Raw genomic sequence first — 15639 nt, 5'->3', positions numbered from 1 at the left:
CGAAGGTCCCCGGCGCAAGAATGCTCCGGGGATCTTCGTCGACGTACGGACGTTACGCCTCCGGCAGCTTTTCCAGCTGGGCGGTGATGCGGGTGATGTCCTCGTCCGCCTTGGCGAGGCGGCCGCGGATCTTGTCCACCACCTGGTCCGGTGCCTTCGCCAGGAACGCCTCGTTGCCGAGCTTGGCGTTCGCCTGGGCCTTCTCCTTCTCCGCCGCGGCGAGGTCCTTCGCCAGCCGCTTGCGCTCGGCGGCGAAGTCGATGACGCCGGAGAGGTCGAGGGCCACCTCGACGCCGGCGACCGGCAGCGTGGCCGTCGCCGTGAAGGCGTCGCCCTCCGGCTGGAGCCGCAGCAGCTGCCGGACGGCCGCCTCGTGGGCCGCGAGCGCGCTGCCCGCGAGGGTGAGCCGGGCCGGGACCCGCTGGCCGGGCTGGAGCCCCTGGTCGGCACGGAAGCGCCGGACCTCGGTGATGACCGACTGGACGGTCCCGATCTCCCGCTCGGCGTCCGCGTCCCGGAAGCCCGAGTCCTGCGGCCACTCGGCGATGACGACCGACTCGCCACCGGTCAGCGTCGTCCACAGCGTCTCGGTGACGAAGGGCACGATCGGGTGGAGGAGACGCAGCGTCACGTCCAGGACCTCGCCCAGGACCCGCTTGGAGACCTCGGCCGCCTCGCCGCCCGCCTGGAAGGTGGTCTTGGACAGCTCGACGTACCAGTCGAAGACCTCGTCCCAGGCGAAGTGGAACAGGGCGTCGGAGAGCTTCGCGAACTGGTAGTCCTCGTAGTACGCGTCGACCTCGGCGACGACCGAGTTCAGGCGGGAGAGGATCCAGCGGTCGGTCGAGGACATCCTCGACGCGTCCGGCAGCGGGCCCTCGACCGTCGCGCCGTTCATCAGCGCGAAGCGCGTGGCGTTCCAGATCTTGTTGGCGAAGTTCCGGGAGCCCTGGACCCAGTCCTCGCCGATCGGGACGTCGACGCCCGGGTTGGCGCCGCGCGCGAGGGTGAAGCGCAGGGCGTCGGAGCCGTACTTGTCCATCCAGTCCAGCGGGTTGACCACGTTCCCGAAGGACTTGGACATCTTCTTGCCGTTCTGGTCACGGACCATGCCGTGCAGGGCGATGGTGTGGAACGGCGGGGTGCCGTCCATCGCGTAGAGGCCGAACATCATCATCCGGGCGACCCAGAAGAAGAGGATGTCGTAGCCGGTGACCAGGACGGAGTTCGGGTAGAACTTCGCGAGCGACTCGGTCTGCTCGGGCCAGCCGAGCGTGGAGAACGGCCACAGGCCGGAGGAGAACCAGGTGTCCAGGACGTCGGAGTCCTGGTACCAGCCCTCGCCGCCGGGCGGCTCCTCGCCGGGTCCGACGCAGACGACCTCGCCCTCGGGGCCGTACCAGACGGGGATGCGGTGGCCCCACCACAGCTGGCGCGAGATGCACCAGTCGTGGAGGTTGTCGACCCAGTCGAAGTACCGCTTCTCCATCTCCTGCGGGTGGATCTTGACCTTGCCGTCGCGGACCGCGTCACCGGCGGCCTTCGCCAGCGGGCCGACCTTGACCCACCACTGCATGGACAGGCGCGGCTCGATGGTGGTCTTGCAGCGCGAGCAGTGGCCGACGCTGTGGACGTAGGGCCGCTTCTCGGCGACGATCCGGCCCTCGGCGCGCAGCGCGGCGACGATGGCGGAGCGGGCCTCGAGCCGGTCCTGGCCCTGGAAGGGACCGTGGGCGGTGATGACCGCGTGCTCGTCCATCACGGCGATGGAGGGCAGGCCGTGGCGCTGGCCGATCTCGAAGTCGTTCGGGTCGTGGGCGGGAGTCACCTTGACGGCGCCGGTGCCGAACTCGGGGTCGACGTGCTCGTCGGCGACGACCGGGATGGAGCGGTCGGTCAGCGGCAGCTTGATGAGCTTGCCGACCAGGTGCTTGTAGCGCTCGTCCTCGGGGTGGACGGCGACTGCGGTGTCGCCGAGCATCGTCTCCGCGCGGGTGGTGGCGACGACGATGGTCTCGTCGCCCTCCCCGTACTTCATGGAGACCAGCTCGCCGTCGTCGTCCTGGTACTCGACCTCGATGTCGGAGATCGCGGTCAGGCAGCGCGGGCACCAGTTGATGATGCGCTCGGCGCGGTAGATCAGCTCGTCGTCGTAGAGCCGCTTGAAGATGGTCTGGACGGCCTGGGAGAGCCCCTCGTCCATCGTGAAGCGCTCGCGCGACCAGGCGACCGCGTCGCCGAGGCGGCGCATCTGGCCGGAAATCTGCCCTCCGGACTTGCTCTTCCACTGCCAGACGCGCTCGACGAACGCCTCCCGGCCGAGGTCGTGCCGGGACTTGCCCTCCTTGCCCAGCTCCCGCTCGACGACGTTCTGGGTGGCGATGCCGGCGTGGTCCATGCCGGGCTGCCACAGCGTCTCGTAGCCCTGCATGCGCTTGCGGCGGGTCAGGGCGTCGATGAGCGTGTGCTCGAAGGCGTGCCCGAGGTGCAGGCTGCCCGTGACGTTCGGCGGCGGGATGACGACGGTGTACGGCGGCTTGTCGCTCTTCGCGTCGGCCTCGAAGTAACCCCGTTCCACCCAGCGCTCGTACAGCTGCCCCTCTACCTCGGCCGGCGTGTACTGGGTCGGCAGTTCGGTGCTGGGTGCGGGCTGCGGCTGCTGAGAGTTCTCGGTCACGGGGTCAGTTTACGGGCGTCACGGCGCTGTCCCGAAACGCGTTTCTTCTGTAACGGTGCGGCCCCCGGTGACCTGCGCACGCCAGGTCTGAGTCAGGATGTCAGAACCACGTAAAGCATCTGAGGGGGAACCCAGGAATGAGTCACAACCAGCCGGGCCCGTACGGCGGGCAGCCCCAGCAGCCCGGACCGTACGGCCAGCCGGGCCCGTACGGCCAGCAGCCGCCGCAGGCTCCCCAGCCCGGCTACGGCTACCCCCAGCAGACGCCTCCCCCGCAGCAGCCGGGCTACGGCTACCCGCAGCAGCCCCAGCAGGGCGGCGTCCCGCCGCAGACTCCGCCGTACGGCCAGCAGCCCGGCTACGGCCAGCAGCCCCCTTACGGTCAGCAGCCGCCCTACGGTCAGCAGCCCTACGGCATGCCCCAGCCCCCGGCGCCGGGCGGTGGCGGCAAGAAGAAGGCCGGTCTGATCATCGGCGCGGTCGCCGTCGTGGCGGCGATCGGCGTGGGGGCCTACTTCGTGATCGGCGGCGGTGGCGGCGCGGGCGGCCTGGAGGACGACGGCGCCCACAAGCTGACGACGCCGGCGACGGTGCTCACCGACTACAAGCGCGCCAGCGACGAGGCCGCCGAGACCGACTCGGACACGGTCAAGGACCTTGAGAAGAGTGGCGTCAAGGACGGCACGAGCGTGACCGGGTTCTACACCACCGCGGACCTCACCGGGTACGACCCTTCGGACCCGAGCACTGCCCCCGACCCCAGTGAAATGGCGACCGCCAAGGGCATCACCTACATCGGTGCGTACGGGAAGATCTCGGACCCCGAGACAGTGCTCGACAAGTTCTTCGCCGAGTTCAAGAAGGAGTCCGAGAAGAACTCGTCGTCCTCCTCCGAGACGGGGGGCGGCAAGGCCGTGGGCGAACCCGAGTCGGTCGACATCGACGGCGCGGTCATGAAGTGCCAGGGCGTCGAGGGCACCAACCCGGTCTCCAAGAAGGAGAAGACCGACTGGATCTGTGCCTGGGCCGACTACAGCACAATCGCCCTGGTCTCCCCGGGTGACGCCACCAAGGGTGTGACGAAGGACGTCGCCGTCGACATCACCACCAAGCTCCGCAAGGAAATCCGCGTCAAGGCCTGATGTCGTGTGCGACGAAGGGGAGCCATCGATTGATGGCTCCCCTTCGTCGCACGTGCATCGAACTCAGCAGCATGTACCAAGTCTCAGACTGCTCGACACGCCTGTATCGCGTGCTCAGTCCTGACTCCCGAGTTACTCAGCCCTGCACCGCATATCGTTGCAGTCGCGGGATGCCCCGCATACTTGCAGGCGCCCTTCACCTTCGGGCCGACGAGGTAGCCCTTCGAGGCGATGTACTTCTCACAGTAGGAAGGTCCATAGGCGCTGGCCGGCGTAGCCGCAGCCAGAGGCAGAACTCCTGCGGCTGCTGCTACAGCCAACGCCGTCAATGCACGCTTCAGCTTCATGCGGTCCCCACGGCTCCTATAGGACGAGGTTGGTCAATCCTGTCAACAAGGAGCAGACCAGGTGAGATGCCCATGTCACCAGCGGGGCGGACGGGCATGTCCGGATCCTTTTGAAGATCAGCGCGAAGTCGATGGTTCCGGCGCAGCGAACGAAGGAGGCACCCCACAGGTCTCGATGGGGTGCCTCTCGTGTGTCCGAGTTATGCCGTCTTCTGCTCGCCCGAGCCCCGGCCCCGTGAATCCCGGGGGATCAGCGTCGGGTTGACGTTGGAGAGGACCACGTCGGCGGTGATGACGACGCGGGCTACGTCCTTGCGGGAGGGGACCTCGTACATGACGCCCTGGAGGACTTCCTCCATGATGGCGCGCAGGCCGCGGGCGCCGGTCTGGCGGAGGATGGCCTGGTCGGCGATGGCCTCCAGGGCCTCGCGCTCGAAGTCCAGCTCGACGCCGTCGAGTTCGAAGAGGCGCTCGTACTGCTTGACGAGGGCGTTGCGCGGCTCGACCAGGATCTGGAGGAGCGCCTCGCGGTCGAGGTTGTGGACGGAGGTGATGACGGGCAGCCGGCCGATGAACTCGGGGATCATGCCGAACTTGACCAGGTCCTCCGGCATGACCTGCTCGAACTGGTCCTTGGACTCGATCTCCCGCTTGGAGCGGATCTGCGCGCCGAAGCCGATGCCCTTGGCGCCGGCCCGGCCCTCGATGATCTTCTCCAGGCCCGCGAAGGCACCGCCCACGATGAACAGCACGTTCGTCGTGTCGATCTGGATGAACTCCTGGTGCGGGTGCTTGCGGCCGCCCTGCGGCGGCACGGAGGCGGTGGTGCCCTCCAGGATCTTCAGCAGGGCCTGCTGGACGCCCTCGCCCGACACGTCGCGCGTGATGGAGGGGTTCTCACTCTTCCGCGCGACCTTGTCGATCTCGTCGATGTAGATGATCCCGGTCTCGGCCTTCTTGACGTCGTAGTCGGCGGCCTGGATCAGCTTCAGCAGGATGTTCTCGACGTCCTCGCCGACGTACCCCGCCTCGGTGAGCGCCGTGGCGTCGGCGATCGCGAACGGGACGTTCAGCATGCGGGCGAGGGTCTGGGCGAGGAGGGTCTTGCCGGAACCCGTGGGGCCCAGCAGGAGGATGTTGGACTTCGCCAACTCGATGGCGTCCTCGCGGCCTTGGGCGCCGCCGTTCTCGCCAGCCTGGACCCGCTTGTAGTGGTTGTACACCGCGACGGAGAGGGCCTTCTTGGCCGCTTCCTGACCGACCACGTAGCTCTCGAGGAACTCGTAGATCTCGCGGGGCTTGGGAAGCTCCTCCCAGCGCACCTCGCTGGTCTCGGCCAGCTCCTCCTCGATGATCTCGTTGCAGAGGTCGATGCACTCGTCGCAGATGTACACACCGGGCCCTGCGATGAGCTTCTTGACCTGCTTCTGGCTCTTCCCGCAGAACGAGCACTTGAGCAGATCGCCGCCGTCACCGATGCGTGCCACGGTGTGCTTCCCCTTCGCCTGGGAGACTCCCGGACGTCGACGTCACGTCAACGGCGGGCGGACTCCTGGTGCTGCCTTATGTCCGACGGTACCTTGCCGGGCCCCTCGTCCGGGCCCCCCTTGGCACGGTTCCCTTTGACGTGAATCGCGTCAAACCGTGCCAAGGAGCGGCAGACGATACAGCCTCCCGCCTAGCGGAGAGAGGAGTTGTCCATCTTCCGGGTGGTGATGATCTGGTCGATCAGGCCGTAGCTCAGCGCGTCCTCGGCCGTGAGGATCTTGTCGCGCTCGATGTCCTCGCGGATCTTCTCGACCGGCGTGGTGGAGTGCTTGGCCAGCATCTCCTCCAGCTGCGAGCGCATCCGGAGGATCTCGTTGGCGGCGATCTCCAGGTCGGAGACCTGACCGCGGCCCGTCTCGCTGTACGGCTGGTGGATCAGGACGCGGGCGTTCGGCAGCGCCATGCGCTTGCCCGGCGTACCGGCGGCCAGCAGGACGGCGGCGGCGGAGGCGGCCTGGCCCATGCAGACCGTCTGGACGTCCGGCTTCACGTACTGCATCGTGTCGTAGATGGCCGTGAGCGCGGTGAAGGAGCCGCCGGGGCTGTTGATGTAGACCGAGATGTCCCGGTCGGGGTCCATCGACTCCAGGCACAGCAGCTGCGCCATGACGTCGTTGGCGGAGGCGTCGTCGATCTGGACCCCGAGGAAGATCACGCGCTCTTCGAAGAGCTTCGCGTACGGGTCGTACTCGCGCACGCCCTGCGAGGTGCGCTCGACGAAGCGCGGGATGACGTAGCGGGACTCGGCCTGGGGGCCGGTGTAGCGGCCCTGGGAGGCGGCGCGCATGTCCTGTGTGGCGTTCATGCGGTCGTACAGGCCGCTGCCGGGGAAGTCGTTCACAGTGTCTCCTGTAAAGGGGCTGAGGCGGTCGGCTCGGGGCGGAGGATGGCTCAGGCGCCCGTGCCGCCGCCGCCCGGCATGCCGGCGGCCGTGGCGATGACGTCGTCGATGAGGCCGTACTCCTTGGCCTCGAAGGCGTCGAACCAGCGGTCGCGGTCCGAGTCGCGGGTGATCTGCTCGATCGTCTGGCCGGTGTGCTGGGAGGTCAGCTCGGCCATGCGCCGCTTGGTGTGCAGCAGCCGCTCGGCGTGGATCTTGATGTCCGAGGCCGAACCGGCCAGGCCGGCGGAGGGCTGGTGGATCAGGATCTCGGCGTTCGGCAGCGCGAAGCGCTTGCCGGGGGTGCCCGCGCTGAGCAGGAACTGTCCCATGGAGGCCGCGAGACCCATCGCGATCGTCACCACGTCGTTCTTGATGTACTGCATGGTGTCGTAGATCGCCATGCCGGCCGTGATCGAACCGCCCGGGCTGTTGATGTACAGGAAGATGTCCTTGTCCGGGTCGGACGCGAGGAGCAGCAGCTGTGCGGTGATCTTGTTCGCAATGTCGTCGTCGACCGGCTGGCCGAGGAAGATGATCCGCTCGCCGAGCAGTCGGTTGTAGACCTGGTCGCCGAGGCCGCCACCGATGGAGGGCTCGCCGGCGGCTGAGGGCATCAGATTCGTCACGTATCCACCTGCTCGTCTTACGACGGCGCCGGGCCGTCTCACGTTTCCCTGCGGGGCTGGAGCCGCTTTCCGGGACTCCCCTGCCCTCGTATTCATGGACCCTAACGCGGTGACCCTCCGGTGCCATCCCGGTTCTGCGGGTGTTCGCCTCGGGCGTAGCGCCGTGACGGTGCCTGTTCATTGCCGGGTGCGGGTCCGTGGGTGGCTGGTCGCTCAGTTCCCCGCGCCCCTTGCGGCGCTGTCCAGCCGTAAGTGAAAGGGCCCCGGCGTAGGAACGTCCGGGGCCCGTTTCACATCCGTCGGGGACGGCGCGAGGGGATCAGCCCTCGGTCTTCTCCTCGGCCTTGTCGTCGGCCTTCTCGGCGTCGGCGGCCTCGGGGGCGTCGGCCTCGGCGGCCTCCGTCTCCTCGTCCTCCTCGTCGTCCAGGTCGACGATCTCGCCGTTGGTGTCCTTGACCGTGGCCTTCTCGACCACGGCGGCCAGGGCCTTGCCGCGGGCGACCTCACCGACGAGGAGCGGGACCTGGCCCTGCTCGACGACGGCCTGGGCGAACTGGTCGGGGGACATGCCGGAGGAGGCGGCACGGCGCATGAGGTGCTCGGTCAGCTCTTCCTGGCTGACGTTGAGCTTCTCCTGCTTGACCAGCTCGTCGAGGACGAACTGGGTCTTGATGCCCTTGACCGCGGCCTCGCGGGTCTCGGTCTCGAACTCCTCGGCGGTCTTGCCCTGGAGCTCGAGGTACTTCTCGAGGTCGAGGCCCATCTGGCCGAGCTGGTGGTGCTCGAGGTTGTGCTTGCGGGTGTTGATCTCGTCCTCGAGGAGCTTCTCGGGGACCGGGACCTCGACCAGCTCGAGCAGCTTGTCCAGGACGCGCTCCTGGGCCTGCGTCGCCTGGTCGTACTGCTTCATGTTGGCGAGGCGCTTGCGGCTGTCGGCCTGCAGCTCCTCCAGCGTGTCGAACTCCGACGCGAGCTGCGCGAAGTCGTCGTCCAGCTCGGGCAGCTCGCGCGCGGCGACCTGGGAGACCTTGACGGTGACCTCGGCCTCCTTGCCGGCCGCCGAGCCGCCCTTGAGCTCGGAGGTGAAGGTGGCCTCGCCACCGGCCTCCAGGCCCTTCACGGCCTCGTCGATGCCGTCCAGCAGCTCGCCGGAGCCGATGGTGTAGGACACACCGTCGGCGACGCCGTCCTCGAGGACCTCGCCGTCGACCTTGGCCTGCAGGTCGAGGGTGAGCACGTCGCCGTCCGCGGCGGCGCGCTCGACCGGGGAGGTGGAGGCGAAGCGCTCGCGCAGCTGCTCGACCGACTTCTCGACGTCCTCGTCGGTGACCTCGACGGCGTCGACCTCGACCTCGATGCCGGAGTAGTCCGGGATCTCGATGGAGGGGCGGATGTCGACCTCGGCGGTGAAGTTCAGCGTCTCGCCGTCCTTCAGCTCCGTGATGTCGACCTCGGGCTGGCCGAGCGGGTTCAGCTCGGCCTCGTTGACCGCGTCGGTGTAGAACTTGGGAAGCGCGTCGTTGACCGCCTCCTCCAGCACCGCACCGCGGCCGAACCGCTGGTCGATGACCCGGGCCGGGATCTTGCCCTTGCGGAAGCCCTTCACCGTGACCTGCTGGTTGATCTTCTTGTACGCCGCGTCGAGGCTGTCCTTGAGCTCCTCGAAGGGCACCTCGACAGTGAGCCGAACCCGGGTCGGGTTCAGGGTCTCCACGGCGCTCTTCACGGTTCGGTCTCCTTGGTGGCTGACTTCTTGGGTTCTGCCGGAACCAGAGTGTCCGGCAAATTTCGCCGCCCGGAGACTTCAGACGCTGATGACACACGGGCGTGCAGCTTGCATAGTAACGGCAGCGACTACACGGCCCAAAAGGCGATCACTCGGTGGTCGGTCGATGGTCGGGGTGGCGGGATTTGAACCCACGGCCTTCCGCTCCCAAAGCGGACGCGCTACCAAGCTGCGCCACACCCCGTCTGGTGCGACACGTAGGGTACATGCCGCCGGCCACCGGGGACCGCAGAGTTTCCCGAGCGTCCGCGAAGGTCCGGCGCGGACCGGAAGGGGTGTGCGTCGAGGGGGGACGACCCGCTACGATGCGTGCAGTGCCGCGGTCACCGACCTGCGGCGCGTGCTGTGCGGGCGTAGCTCAATGGTAGAGCACCAGTCTTCCAAACTGGCTACGCGGGTTCGATTCCCGTCGCCCGCTCCGAGAGGCCTCCGGCCCGGTCCCGCAGGGATCGGGCCGGAGGCCTTTGTGCGGTCCCGGGGAGGCCCGGACCGTACTGGGGCCCGGACCGCACGGGGCTCGGAGGCGGCGGGCTAGAACTGGATCGAGTTGATGGTGTCCGCTATCGAGTCCAGGAAGCGTTGGATGTCGTCGGCCATCCCGGTCGAGGCGAGGAAGAAGCCGAAGAGGACCGCGACGACCGCCGGCCCCGCCTTGATCGACCCTCCCCGCAGCAGCACCACCAGGATGATCCCCAAGAGCAGCACCACTGACAGTGAAATGGCCACAACTGATCACACCCTCGGTCGGTCCGCACTCCCGCCCGGAGGTGTGGCAACGCAACACCCCCGCCAGAACCATCGTGCCACCAACCGGGCCCCGTCATGCGGCAGGTGACACATCGTCCGGTCGGTTCCGTGAGCGGCACGCTCCCCCGCGCACGCGGGCGCGGCCCGCCGTCGCCTCCCGCACACGATTTCGACGGTCCACTCGAACGAGAAATTCGAGCCGTTTCGTTTCCATGCCCACACAACGCGTTCGCAGGTATTTCGAATTGTCGCGGCGGACACATCGACGGGTACGCCGGAAGCATCACCACAGGGAGATCACAGGGAGATCACAGGATCACTCATGAAGCCGGTAAGTGCACCGTTCAGTCATGATGTGTCAGGACAAACAGGGCGCTCAGCGTGGGGGCCGTCACCCGTCCGGGGAGGCCGAGTTCACGGAATAGGGGTACTCGCACGGTACTCACACCGTGCCCAAGACCCGAAATGCGGGAATGACGTCGAGCGTTTTACGGAATGCGACGGCGAACGCTAGGGTGCCTCAGATGTTCTACGCTGCCTCGTCCCCCACCAGAGCAGCGAGGTCCTGTGACTACTCGCCGGTTTTTCGGCGGGGGGTTGCATGACTAGCTCGCTGCGATCCGACGGCGACCGGAAGTCGCCGTCCCCACGCACCCGCCCGAGCCGGCAGCGCGACGCGTTCTTCGACAACGCCAAGTACCTGGCGATCGTCCTGGTCGGTGTGGGCCACGCCTGGGGTCAGATCCTGGACGGGAACCGGACCGTGGAGACCCTCTACCGGGTCCTGTACACGTTCCACATGCCGGCGTTCATCGTCATCTCCGGCTACTTCTCGCGCAGTTTCGACCTGAGCCCCAAGCGCGTCAAACGGCTGATCACCGGCGTCGTCGTCCCCTACGTCGTCTTCGAGGTCGCCTACGCGCTGCACCGCCGCGTCAGCGAGGACCCGGGCAACGACATCAGCCTGCTGGACCCCACCTACCTGTTGTGGTTCCTGTGCGCGCTGTTCGTGTGGCGGCTGACCACCCCCCTCTGGCAGACGCTCCGTTGGCCGCTCCCGATCGCCCTCGCCATCGCCGCGCTGGCCTCCGTGACGCCCACCGTCGGCAACGACCTGAACATGCAGCGGGTGCTGCAGTTCCTGCCGTGCTTCGTGCTGGGTCTGCTGCTGCGCCCCGAGCACTTCCAGCTGGTGCGGCGCCGTTCGGTGCGGATCTGGTCCGTGCCGGTGGTCGCGGCGGCGCTGGTGATCGCCTGGTGGTCGGTGCCGCGCATGGAGACCGGCTGGTTCTACCGCAACGCCTCGGTGCAGGACACGAGCGCCCCCTGGTGGTCCGGGCCCGTCCTGACCCTCGCGCTCTTCGGCTGCTCCGTGGTGCTCACCGCGTGCTTCTTCGCCTGGGTGCCCGGCCGGCGCATGTGGTTCACCGCGCTCGGCGCCGGCACGATCTACGGCTACCTGCTGCACGGCTTCCTGGTGAAGGAGGGCGACTACACCGGCTGGTTCCAGCAGCCCTTCCTGGACCGGCCGCTCGGCGAGATCGGGCTCACCGTACTCGGCGCCGCCGCCGTCACCCTGCTGTGCACCAAGCCCGTCCAGCGGGTCCTGCGGTACGTGGTCGAACCGAGGATGGACTGGGCCTTCGGACGGGATCCCGGCGACGCCGCCCGGGGGCGTGAGAAGCGGGACCGGGCAGCCGGTACCGGGACAGGCGGGACGTCCACCGAGCCCGCCGCCTCGAACGCCGGCGGCGAGAAGATCTCCGTCTAGAACCGGTGGGTCACCCCTGACCGAGGAGTGCGCGCATCCGCGTGTACTTCTCGGTCAGTCGTGTGCGGGTGGCCGCGTCGAGGACGGCCAGCCGCGCGGGGTCGGCGTTGTGCGCCAGGTCCGCCTCCTTGACCAGCCGCGCGCCGGGGGTGGCCAGGATCCGCTCGGCGTACGCCTCGGCCGGCTCCCCCGCCCGCTTGGTGAGGGCCAGGACGATGTCCTTGGTACGGCGGCTCAGCGGCGCCTCGGCCAGCCACCCCTCGGTCAGCGCCTCGTCCTCCACGGCGTCGTGCAGCCAGGCGGCCGCGATCTGCTCGTCGTCGCCGCCGCGCCGCCGCACGCCCTCGGCGACGGCCCGCAGGTGCTCGGCGTAGGGCCGGCCCGCCTTGTCGGTCTGTCCGGCGTGGGCGGCGCGGGCCGTGGCCTCGACCTCGGCCAGGGAGAGCGGCGGGGCGGGCGGTCCGGAGTCGCGGGGCACGGGCGGCGTGGGCGGCATGGGCCCAGTATGCGGGGCGGGCCTCAGTCCGTGGCCGGCGTGGACTGGGCCGTCGGGCCCTCCCGGCAGATCAGCAGCAGCGCCCGGTCGTCGTTGACGTCCTTGGCCACGGCCTCGATCAGGTGCCAGGCCGCGCCGTGGAAGCCGCCCGCGACATAGCGGTCGGCCTCGCCGGTGAGGCGGTCGATGCCCTCGGCGATGTCCCGGTCGGAGGTCTCCACCAGGCCGTCCGTGAACAGCATCAGCACGTCTCCGGGCCGCAGGGTGCCCTTCACCTGGTCGAACTGCGCACCGTCGTACACGCCGAGCAGCGGCCCCTCGGCGGACTTCTCCTCCCAGCGGCCGGTGCCCGCGCTGAGCTGGAGGCCCGGCGGGTGCCCGGCGGAGTACAGCTCGTAGTCGCCGGAGTCGAGGTCCAGGACGAGGTGGATGGAGGTGGCGAAGCCCTCGTCCCAGTCCTGGCGCAGCAGGTAGCCGTTGGCGGCCGGCAGGAAGGCGTGCGGGGGCAGGCTGCCCAGCAGTCCGCCGAAGGCGCCCGACAGCAGCAGGGCGCGCGAGGCGGCGTCCATGCCCTTGCCGGAGACGTCGGTGAGGACGACCTCCAGCGTCCGGCCGCCGTTGGTGCGGGCCGCGACGACGAAGTCGCCGGAGAAGGACTGGCCGCCGGCCGGGCGCAGCGCCATCTCGCGGTGCCAGCCCTTGGGCAGCTTGGGCAGCTTGCTCTGGACGCGGATGCGTTCGCGCAGGTCGAAGAGCATGGTGCCGCCGCGCCGCCAGGGCACGCCGACCCGGCTGCGGAACTGGGCGACGAGGAGTCCGAAGAAGCCGCAGGCCGCGACGACGAGGACCACGCCGGGGGTGACCCGCGACGGTCCCTCGGTGTACGGGCCGAGCTGCACCGACTCCACGATCAGCGCGGTGGCCGCCGCGGCGTACAGGCCGAGCAGGCTCGCCGGGCGCAGCAGCAGGCCGCCCGCGACGATCGGGATGACCAGCGCGGAGGGCGAGCACCACACGGAGTTGGCCATCGTGGTGGCCGCGATGACGGGGATCGTCAGCAGCAGTCCGGCGAGCGCGATCCAGTCCGAGCCGTCGCCGCGGAAGTAGTCGACGGCGGCCCGGCGCACGCCGACGCGGGCCCGGTGCCACTGCTTCTTCCACCGGGCCGTGAACGTCTCGGCCTCCGCGCGCCGCTGTCGTCCTGCTGCCATTAGTTCGGGACCCTATCCATCGGACCGGCCGCTTGGCACGGGAGGTCCCACTTATCCCCCGTCCGAGACCGGACTTCACAGTGAACTTCACGAACGGCTCCCGCGCCGCACCCCTGCGGAAATTGCCTCGCCCGACTCGTGCCGCCCTGGTACGCATGCCGTATGGAACGGTCCACAGGTGATGACGGCGGCGTGACGACGACGATGACCCAGCCGCGGGTGCTGCGGCGCGAGGAGTGGGACAGCTGGTACGGGTCGCTGATCCGTGCCTTCGGCGGGGTTCCGGAGCCGGCCGAGGAGCTGGAGCTGTTCCGGGAGCTGACGCGGGTGGACCGGTCGATCGGCGTCTGGGAGGGGGACGGGGCGGCCGAGGCGTGCGTCGGAACGACGGGGTCGTTCGACTTCCGGATGACCGTGCCGGGCGGCGCGCAGGTGCGCGCGGCGGGCGTGACGATGGTGAGCGTCGCCGCCACGCACCGGCGCCGGGGCGTGCTGACGTCGATGATGCGGCGGCAGTTGGACGACGTACGGGCCTGGGGCGAGCCGCTGGCGGTCCTGACGGCCTCCGAGCCGGCCATCTACGGCCGGTTCGGATACGGCGCCGCGACCTTCTCGCTGAGCGCGGAGATCGACACGAGCCGGGTCCGGCTGTCGGTGCCGGCCGGTACGGATGACGTACGGCTGCGGTACGCGGCGCCCGCCGACGTGCTCGACGCGTGCGAGGCGGTGTACGCACGGCTGGTGCCGGGGCGGCCGGGGATGCTGGCCCGGCGGCCCGGCTGGGAGCGGCTGGCGCTGCTGGATCCGGAGAGCGGGCGGGACGGCGCCTCGCCCCTGCAGTGCGTCGTGGCCCGGCGGGGCGGCGAGGTCACCGGGTTCGCGCGCTTCCGGGTGCGGCCGGCCTGGGGGCCCGAGGGGGCCGGGGGCACGGTGGTCCTCGACGACCTGGCGGGTCTCGACCCGGCGACCGAGGCGGCGTTGTGGCGGTTCCTGTACGACGTCGACCTGACCTCCCGGCTGGCGGTGCGGGGGCGGCCGGTGGACGAGGCGTGGCAGTACCAGGTGTCGGACATCCGGCGGTGCCGGCCGGAGTCGCGGGACGCGCTGTACGTGCGGCTGGTGGACGTGGGGGCGGCGCTCGCGGCGCGGACCTACCAGGCGCCGGTGGACGTGGTGTTCGAGGTCGAGGACGCCTTCTGCCCCTGGAACGCGGGGCGTTGGCGGCTGAGCGGCGACGCGAAGGGCGCGTCGTGCGAGCGTACGTCCGACGGGGCTGATCTGGCGCTGTCCGTGCGGGAGTTGGGTGCGGCGTACCTGGGGGGTGTGCGGCTGGGTGCGCTGGGCGCGGCCGGGCGGGTGCGCGAGGTGCGGTCCGGGGCGCTGGCGGAGGCGTCGGTGGGGTTCGGGTCGGACGTGGCGCCGTGGCTGCCGCACGGGTTCTGAGTCCGGACTCTCACCGTTTCTGGCAGGTGGGGCACCAGAAGAGGTTGCGGGCGGCGAGGTCGGCCGTGCTGATCGGGCCGCCGCACAGGTGGCAGGGCTGGTTGGCCCGGCGGTAGACGTAGACCTCGCCGCCGTGGTCGTCGACGCGGGGCGGGCGGCCCATGGCCTCGGGGGTGTGCTCGGGGCGGACGGTGTCGATGCGGTTGTTCCGCACCCCCTCGCGCATCAGGGCGGTGAGGTCCTGCCAGATGGTGTCCCACTCGGCGGGGGTGAGGTCCTTGCCGGGGCGGTACGGGTCGATGCCGTGGCGGAAGAGCACCTCGGCCCGGTAGACGTTGCCGACGCCGGCGATGACCTTCTGGTCCATGAGCAGGGCGGCGATGGTGGTGCGGCTGCGGGAGATCCGGCGGTGGGCGGCCGCGGGGTCGGCGTCCGGGCGCAGCGGGTCGGGGCCGAGGCGGTCGTGTATCGCCCGCTTCTCCGGTTCCGTGATCAGGGCGCAGGTGGTGGGGCCGCGGAGGTCGACGTAGGCGGTGTCGTTGGCCAGGCGCAGGCGGACGGTGTCCGTGGGCGGGGGCGCGGGGGCCGGGCCGAAGGCGACCTTGCCGAAGAGGCCGAGGTGGATGTGGACCCAGACGGGGTTCTCGGCGGCGTCCTCCGCCGCGTTCCCGGCTGCGCCGAAGCCGAGGAAGAGGTGCTTGCCGTGGGCGTCGGCGGTGGTCAGGACGGTGCCGTCGAGAAGGGCGGCCGAGTCGGCGAACTTGCCCTGCGGGCTGGTGACGCGGACTGCCGTGCGGGCGAAGGCCGCGGTGTAGTCCTGGGCCAGCCGGTGGATCGTGTGCCCCTCTGGCACGTGCGGTGTCCTTTCGCCCGGCCCGCGAGGCCGGTGCCGCCCCCGGTGCTCGTGCGGTGGGGGGCGGCAGGGCGGTCGGGGGTTCGGGGTGCTACTGCGGAGGGTGCTG

General features: G+C 69.6%; 12 protein-coding genes and 2 tRNA genes. 4 read left to right on the top strand and 10 right to left on the bottom strand.

Annotated features, from left to right (window positions below; genetic code table 11):
* Positions 1-52 precede the first annotated feature (52 nt).
* On the bottom strand, positions 53-2677 hold the full coding sequence (locus Sru02f_RS05705; RefSeq protein ID WP_109032928.1) for a valine--tRNA ligase: 2625 nt from the start codon (positions 2675-2677) through the stop codon (positions 53-55).
* Between the two features lie 137 nt (positions 2678-2814).
* Here Sru02f_RS05705 and Sru02f_RS05700 point away from each other — a divergent pair, with 137 nt between their 5' ends.
* The gene (locus Sru02f_RS05700; RefSeq protein WP_109032927.1) at positions 2815-3819 is read left to right on the top strand and encodes a hypothetical protein; all 1005 of its coding nucleotides are present in this window, start codon (positions 2815-2817) and stop codon (positions 3817-3819) included.
* A gap of 547 nt (positions 3820-4366) precedes the next feature.
* Here the strand turns inward: Sru02f_RS05700 and clpX are convergent.
* The 5 genes from clpX to Sru02f_RS05675 all read right to left on the bottom strand — a co-directional run bounded on the left by clpX (position 4367) and on the right by Sru02f_RS05675 (position 9193).
* The gene (gene clpX, locus Sru02f_RS05695; protein ID WP_007449827.1) at positions 4367-5653 is read right to left on the bottom strand and encodes an ATP-dependent Clp protease ATP-binding subunit ClpX; all 1287 of its coding nucleotides are present in this window, start codon (positions 5651-5653) and stop codon (positions 4367-4369) included.
* Between the two features lie 191 nt (positions 5654-5844).
* Positions 5845-6555: an ATP-dependent Clp protease proteolytic subunit gene (locus tag Sru02f_RS05690; RefSeq protein WP_076974315.1), complete on the bottom strand. Its 711-nt coding sequence runs from the start codon at positions 6553-6555 to the stop codon at positions 5845-5847.
* 50 nt (positions 6556-6605) lie between these two features.
* Positions 6606-7211: an ATP-dependent Clp protease proteolytic subunit gene (locus tag Sru02f_RS05685; RefSeq protein ID WP_030186848.1), complete on the bottom strand. Its 606-nt coding sequence runs from the start codon at positions 7209-7211 to the stop codon at positions 6606-6608.
* Positions 7212-7542: 331 nt separating this feature from the next.
* Complete coding sequence (tig, locus tag Sru02f_RS05680; RefSeq protein WP_109032926.1) at positions 7543-8949, bottom strand: trigger factor; 1407 nt, start codon at positions 8947-8949, stop codon at positions 7543-7545.
* Positions 8950-9116: 167 nt separating this feature from the next.
* Positions 9117-9193 (bottom strand) — tRNA-Pro (locus Sru02f_RS05675).
* Positions 9194-9356: 163 nt separating this feature from the next.
* Here Sru02f_RS05675 and Sru02f_RS05670 point away from each other — a divergent pair.
* Positions 9357-9427: transfer RNA gene (locus Sru02f_RS05670), tRNA-Gly, on the top strand.
* 113 nt (positions 9428-9540) lie between these two features.
* Here the strand turns inward: Sru02f_RS05670 and Sru02f_RS05665 are convergent.
* A complete protein-coding gene (locus tag Sru02f_RS05665) occupies positions 9541-9735 on the bottom strand; it encodes a hypothetical protein (RefSeq protein WP_003976178.1) in 195 nt (64 codons plus the stop codon).
* 622 nt (positions 9736-10357) lie between these two features.
* Here Sru02f_RS05665 and Sru02f_RS05660 point away from each other — a divergent pair.
* Positions 10358-11527, top strand: a complete 1170-nt coding sequence (locus tag Sru02f_RS05660; protein WP_109032925.1) for an acyltransferase family protein — start codon at positions 10358-10360, stop codon at positions 11525-11527.
* Between the two features lie 10 nt (positions 11528-11537).
* On the opposite strand, the gene Sru02f_RS05655 is transcribed toward Sru02f_RS05660, so the two are convergent.
* A complete protein-coding gene (locus tag Sru02f_RS05655; protein ID WP_109032924.1) occupies positions 11538-12023 on the bottom strand; it encodes an HD domain-containing protein in 486 nt (161 codons plus the stop codon).
* 23 nt (positions 12024-12046) lie between these two features.
* Positions 12047-13234 carry a PP2C family protein-serine/threonine phosphatase gene (locus Sru02f_RS05650; RefSeq protein WP_109032923.1) on the bottom strand — a complete coding sequence of 396 codons (1188 nt, stop codon included), beginning with the start codon at positions 13232-13234 and terminating at the stop codon, positions 12047-12049.
* A gap of 162 nt (positions 13235-13396) precedes the next feature.
* Here Sru02f_RS05650 and Sru02f_RS05645 point away from each other — a divergent pair, with 162 nt between their 5' ends.
* The gene (locus tag Sru02f_RS05645; protein WP_239106862.1) at positions 13397-14677 is read left to right on the top strand and encodes a GNAT family N-acetyltransferase; all 1281 of its coding nucleotides are present in this window, start codon (positions 13397-13399) and stop codon (positions 14675-14677) included.
* 10 nt (positions 14678-14687) lie between these two features.
* Here Sru02f_RS05645 and Sru02f_RS05640 read toward each other — a convergent pair whose 3' ends face one another.
* Positions 14688-15530 (bottom strand): Fpg/Nei family DNA glycosylase, encoded by an 843-nt coding sequence (locus tag Sru02f_RS05640; RefSeq protein ID WP_109032922.1) that lies wholly within the window; start codon positions 15528-15530, stop codon positions 14688-14690.
* Positions 15531-15639 lie beyond the last annotated feature (109 nt).

Origin of the sequence: Streptomyces rubrogriseus, assembly GCF_027947575.1 — a bacterium.
Lineage (GTDB): Bacteria > Actinomycetota > Actinomycetes > Streptomycetales > Streptomycetaceae > Streptomyces > Streptomyces rubrogriseus.
Note: the sequence above shows the minus strand (reverse complement) of the source record. Positions and strands in the feature narration are given on the sequence as shown.

Excerpts from the sequence above, each read along its gene's own strand:
- Sru02f_RS05700 (WP_109032927.1), top strand. The coding sequence starts at position 2,815 with ATGAGTCACAACCAGCCGGGCCCGTACGGCGGGCAGCCCCAGCAGCCC.
- Sru02f_RS05685 (WP_030186848.1), bottom strand. The coding sequence starts at position 7,211 with ATGCCCTCAGCCGCCGGCGAGCCCTCCATCGGTGGCGGCCTCGGCGAC.
- Sru02f_RS05660 (WP_109032925.1), top strand. The coding sequence starts at position 10,358 with ATGACTAGCTCGCTGCGATCCGACGGCGACCGGAAGTCGCCGTCCCCA.
- Sru02f_RS05655 (WP_109032924.1), bottom strand. The coding sequence starts at position 12,023 with ATGCCGCCCACGCCGCCCGTGCCCCGCGACTCCGGACCGCCCGCCCCG.
- Sru02f_RS05650 (WP_109032923.1), bottom strand. The coding sequence starts at position 13,234 with ATGGCAGCAGGACGACAGCGGCGCGCGGAGGCCGAGACGTTCACGGCC.
- Sru02f_RS05645 (WP_239106862.1), top strand. The coding sequence starts at position 13,397 with ATGGAACGGTCCACAGGTGATGACGGCGGCGTGACGACGACGATGACC.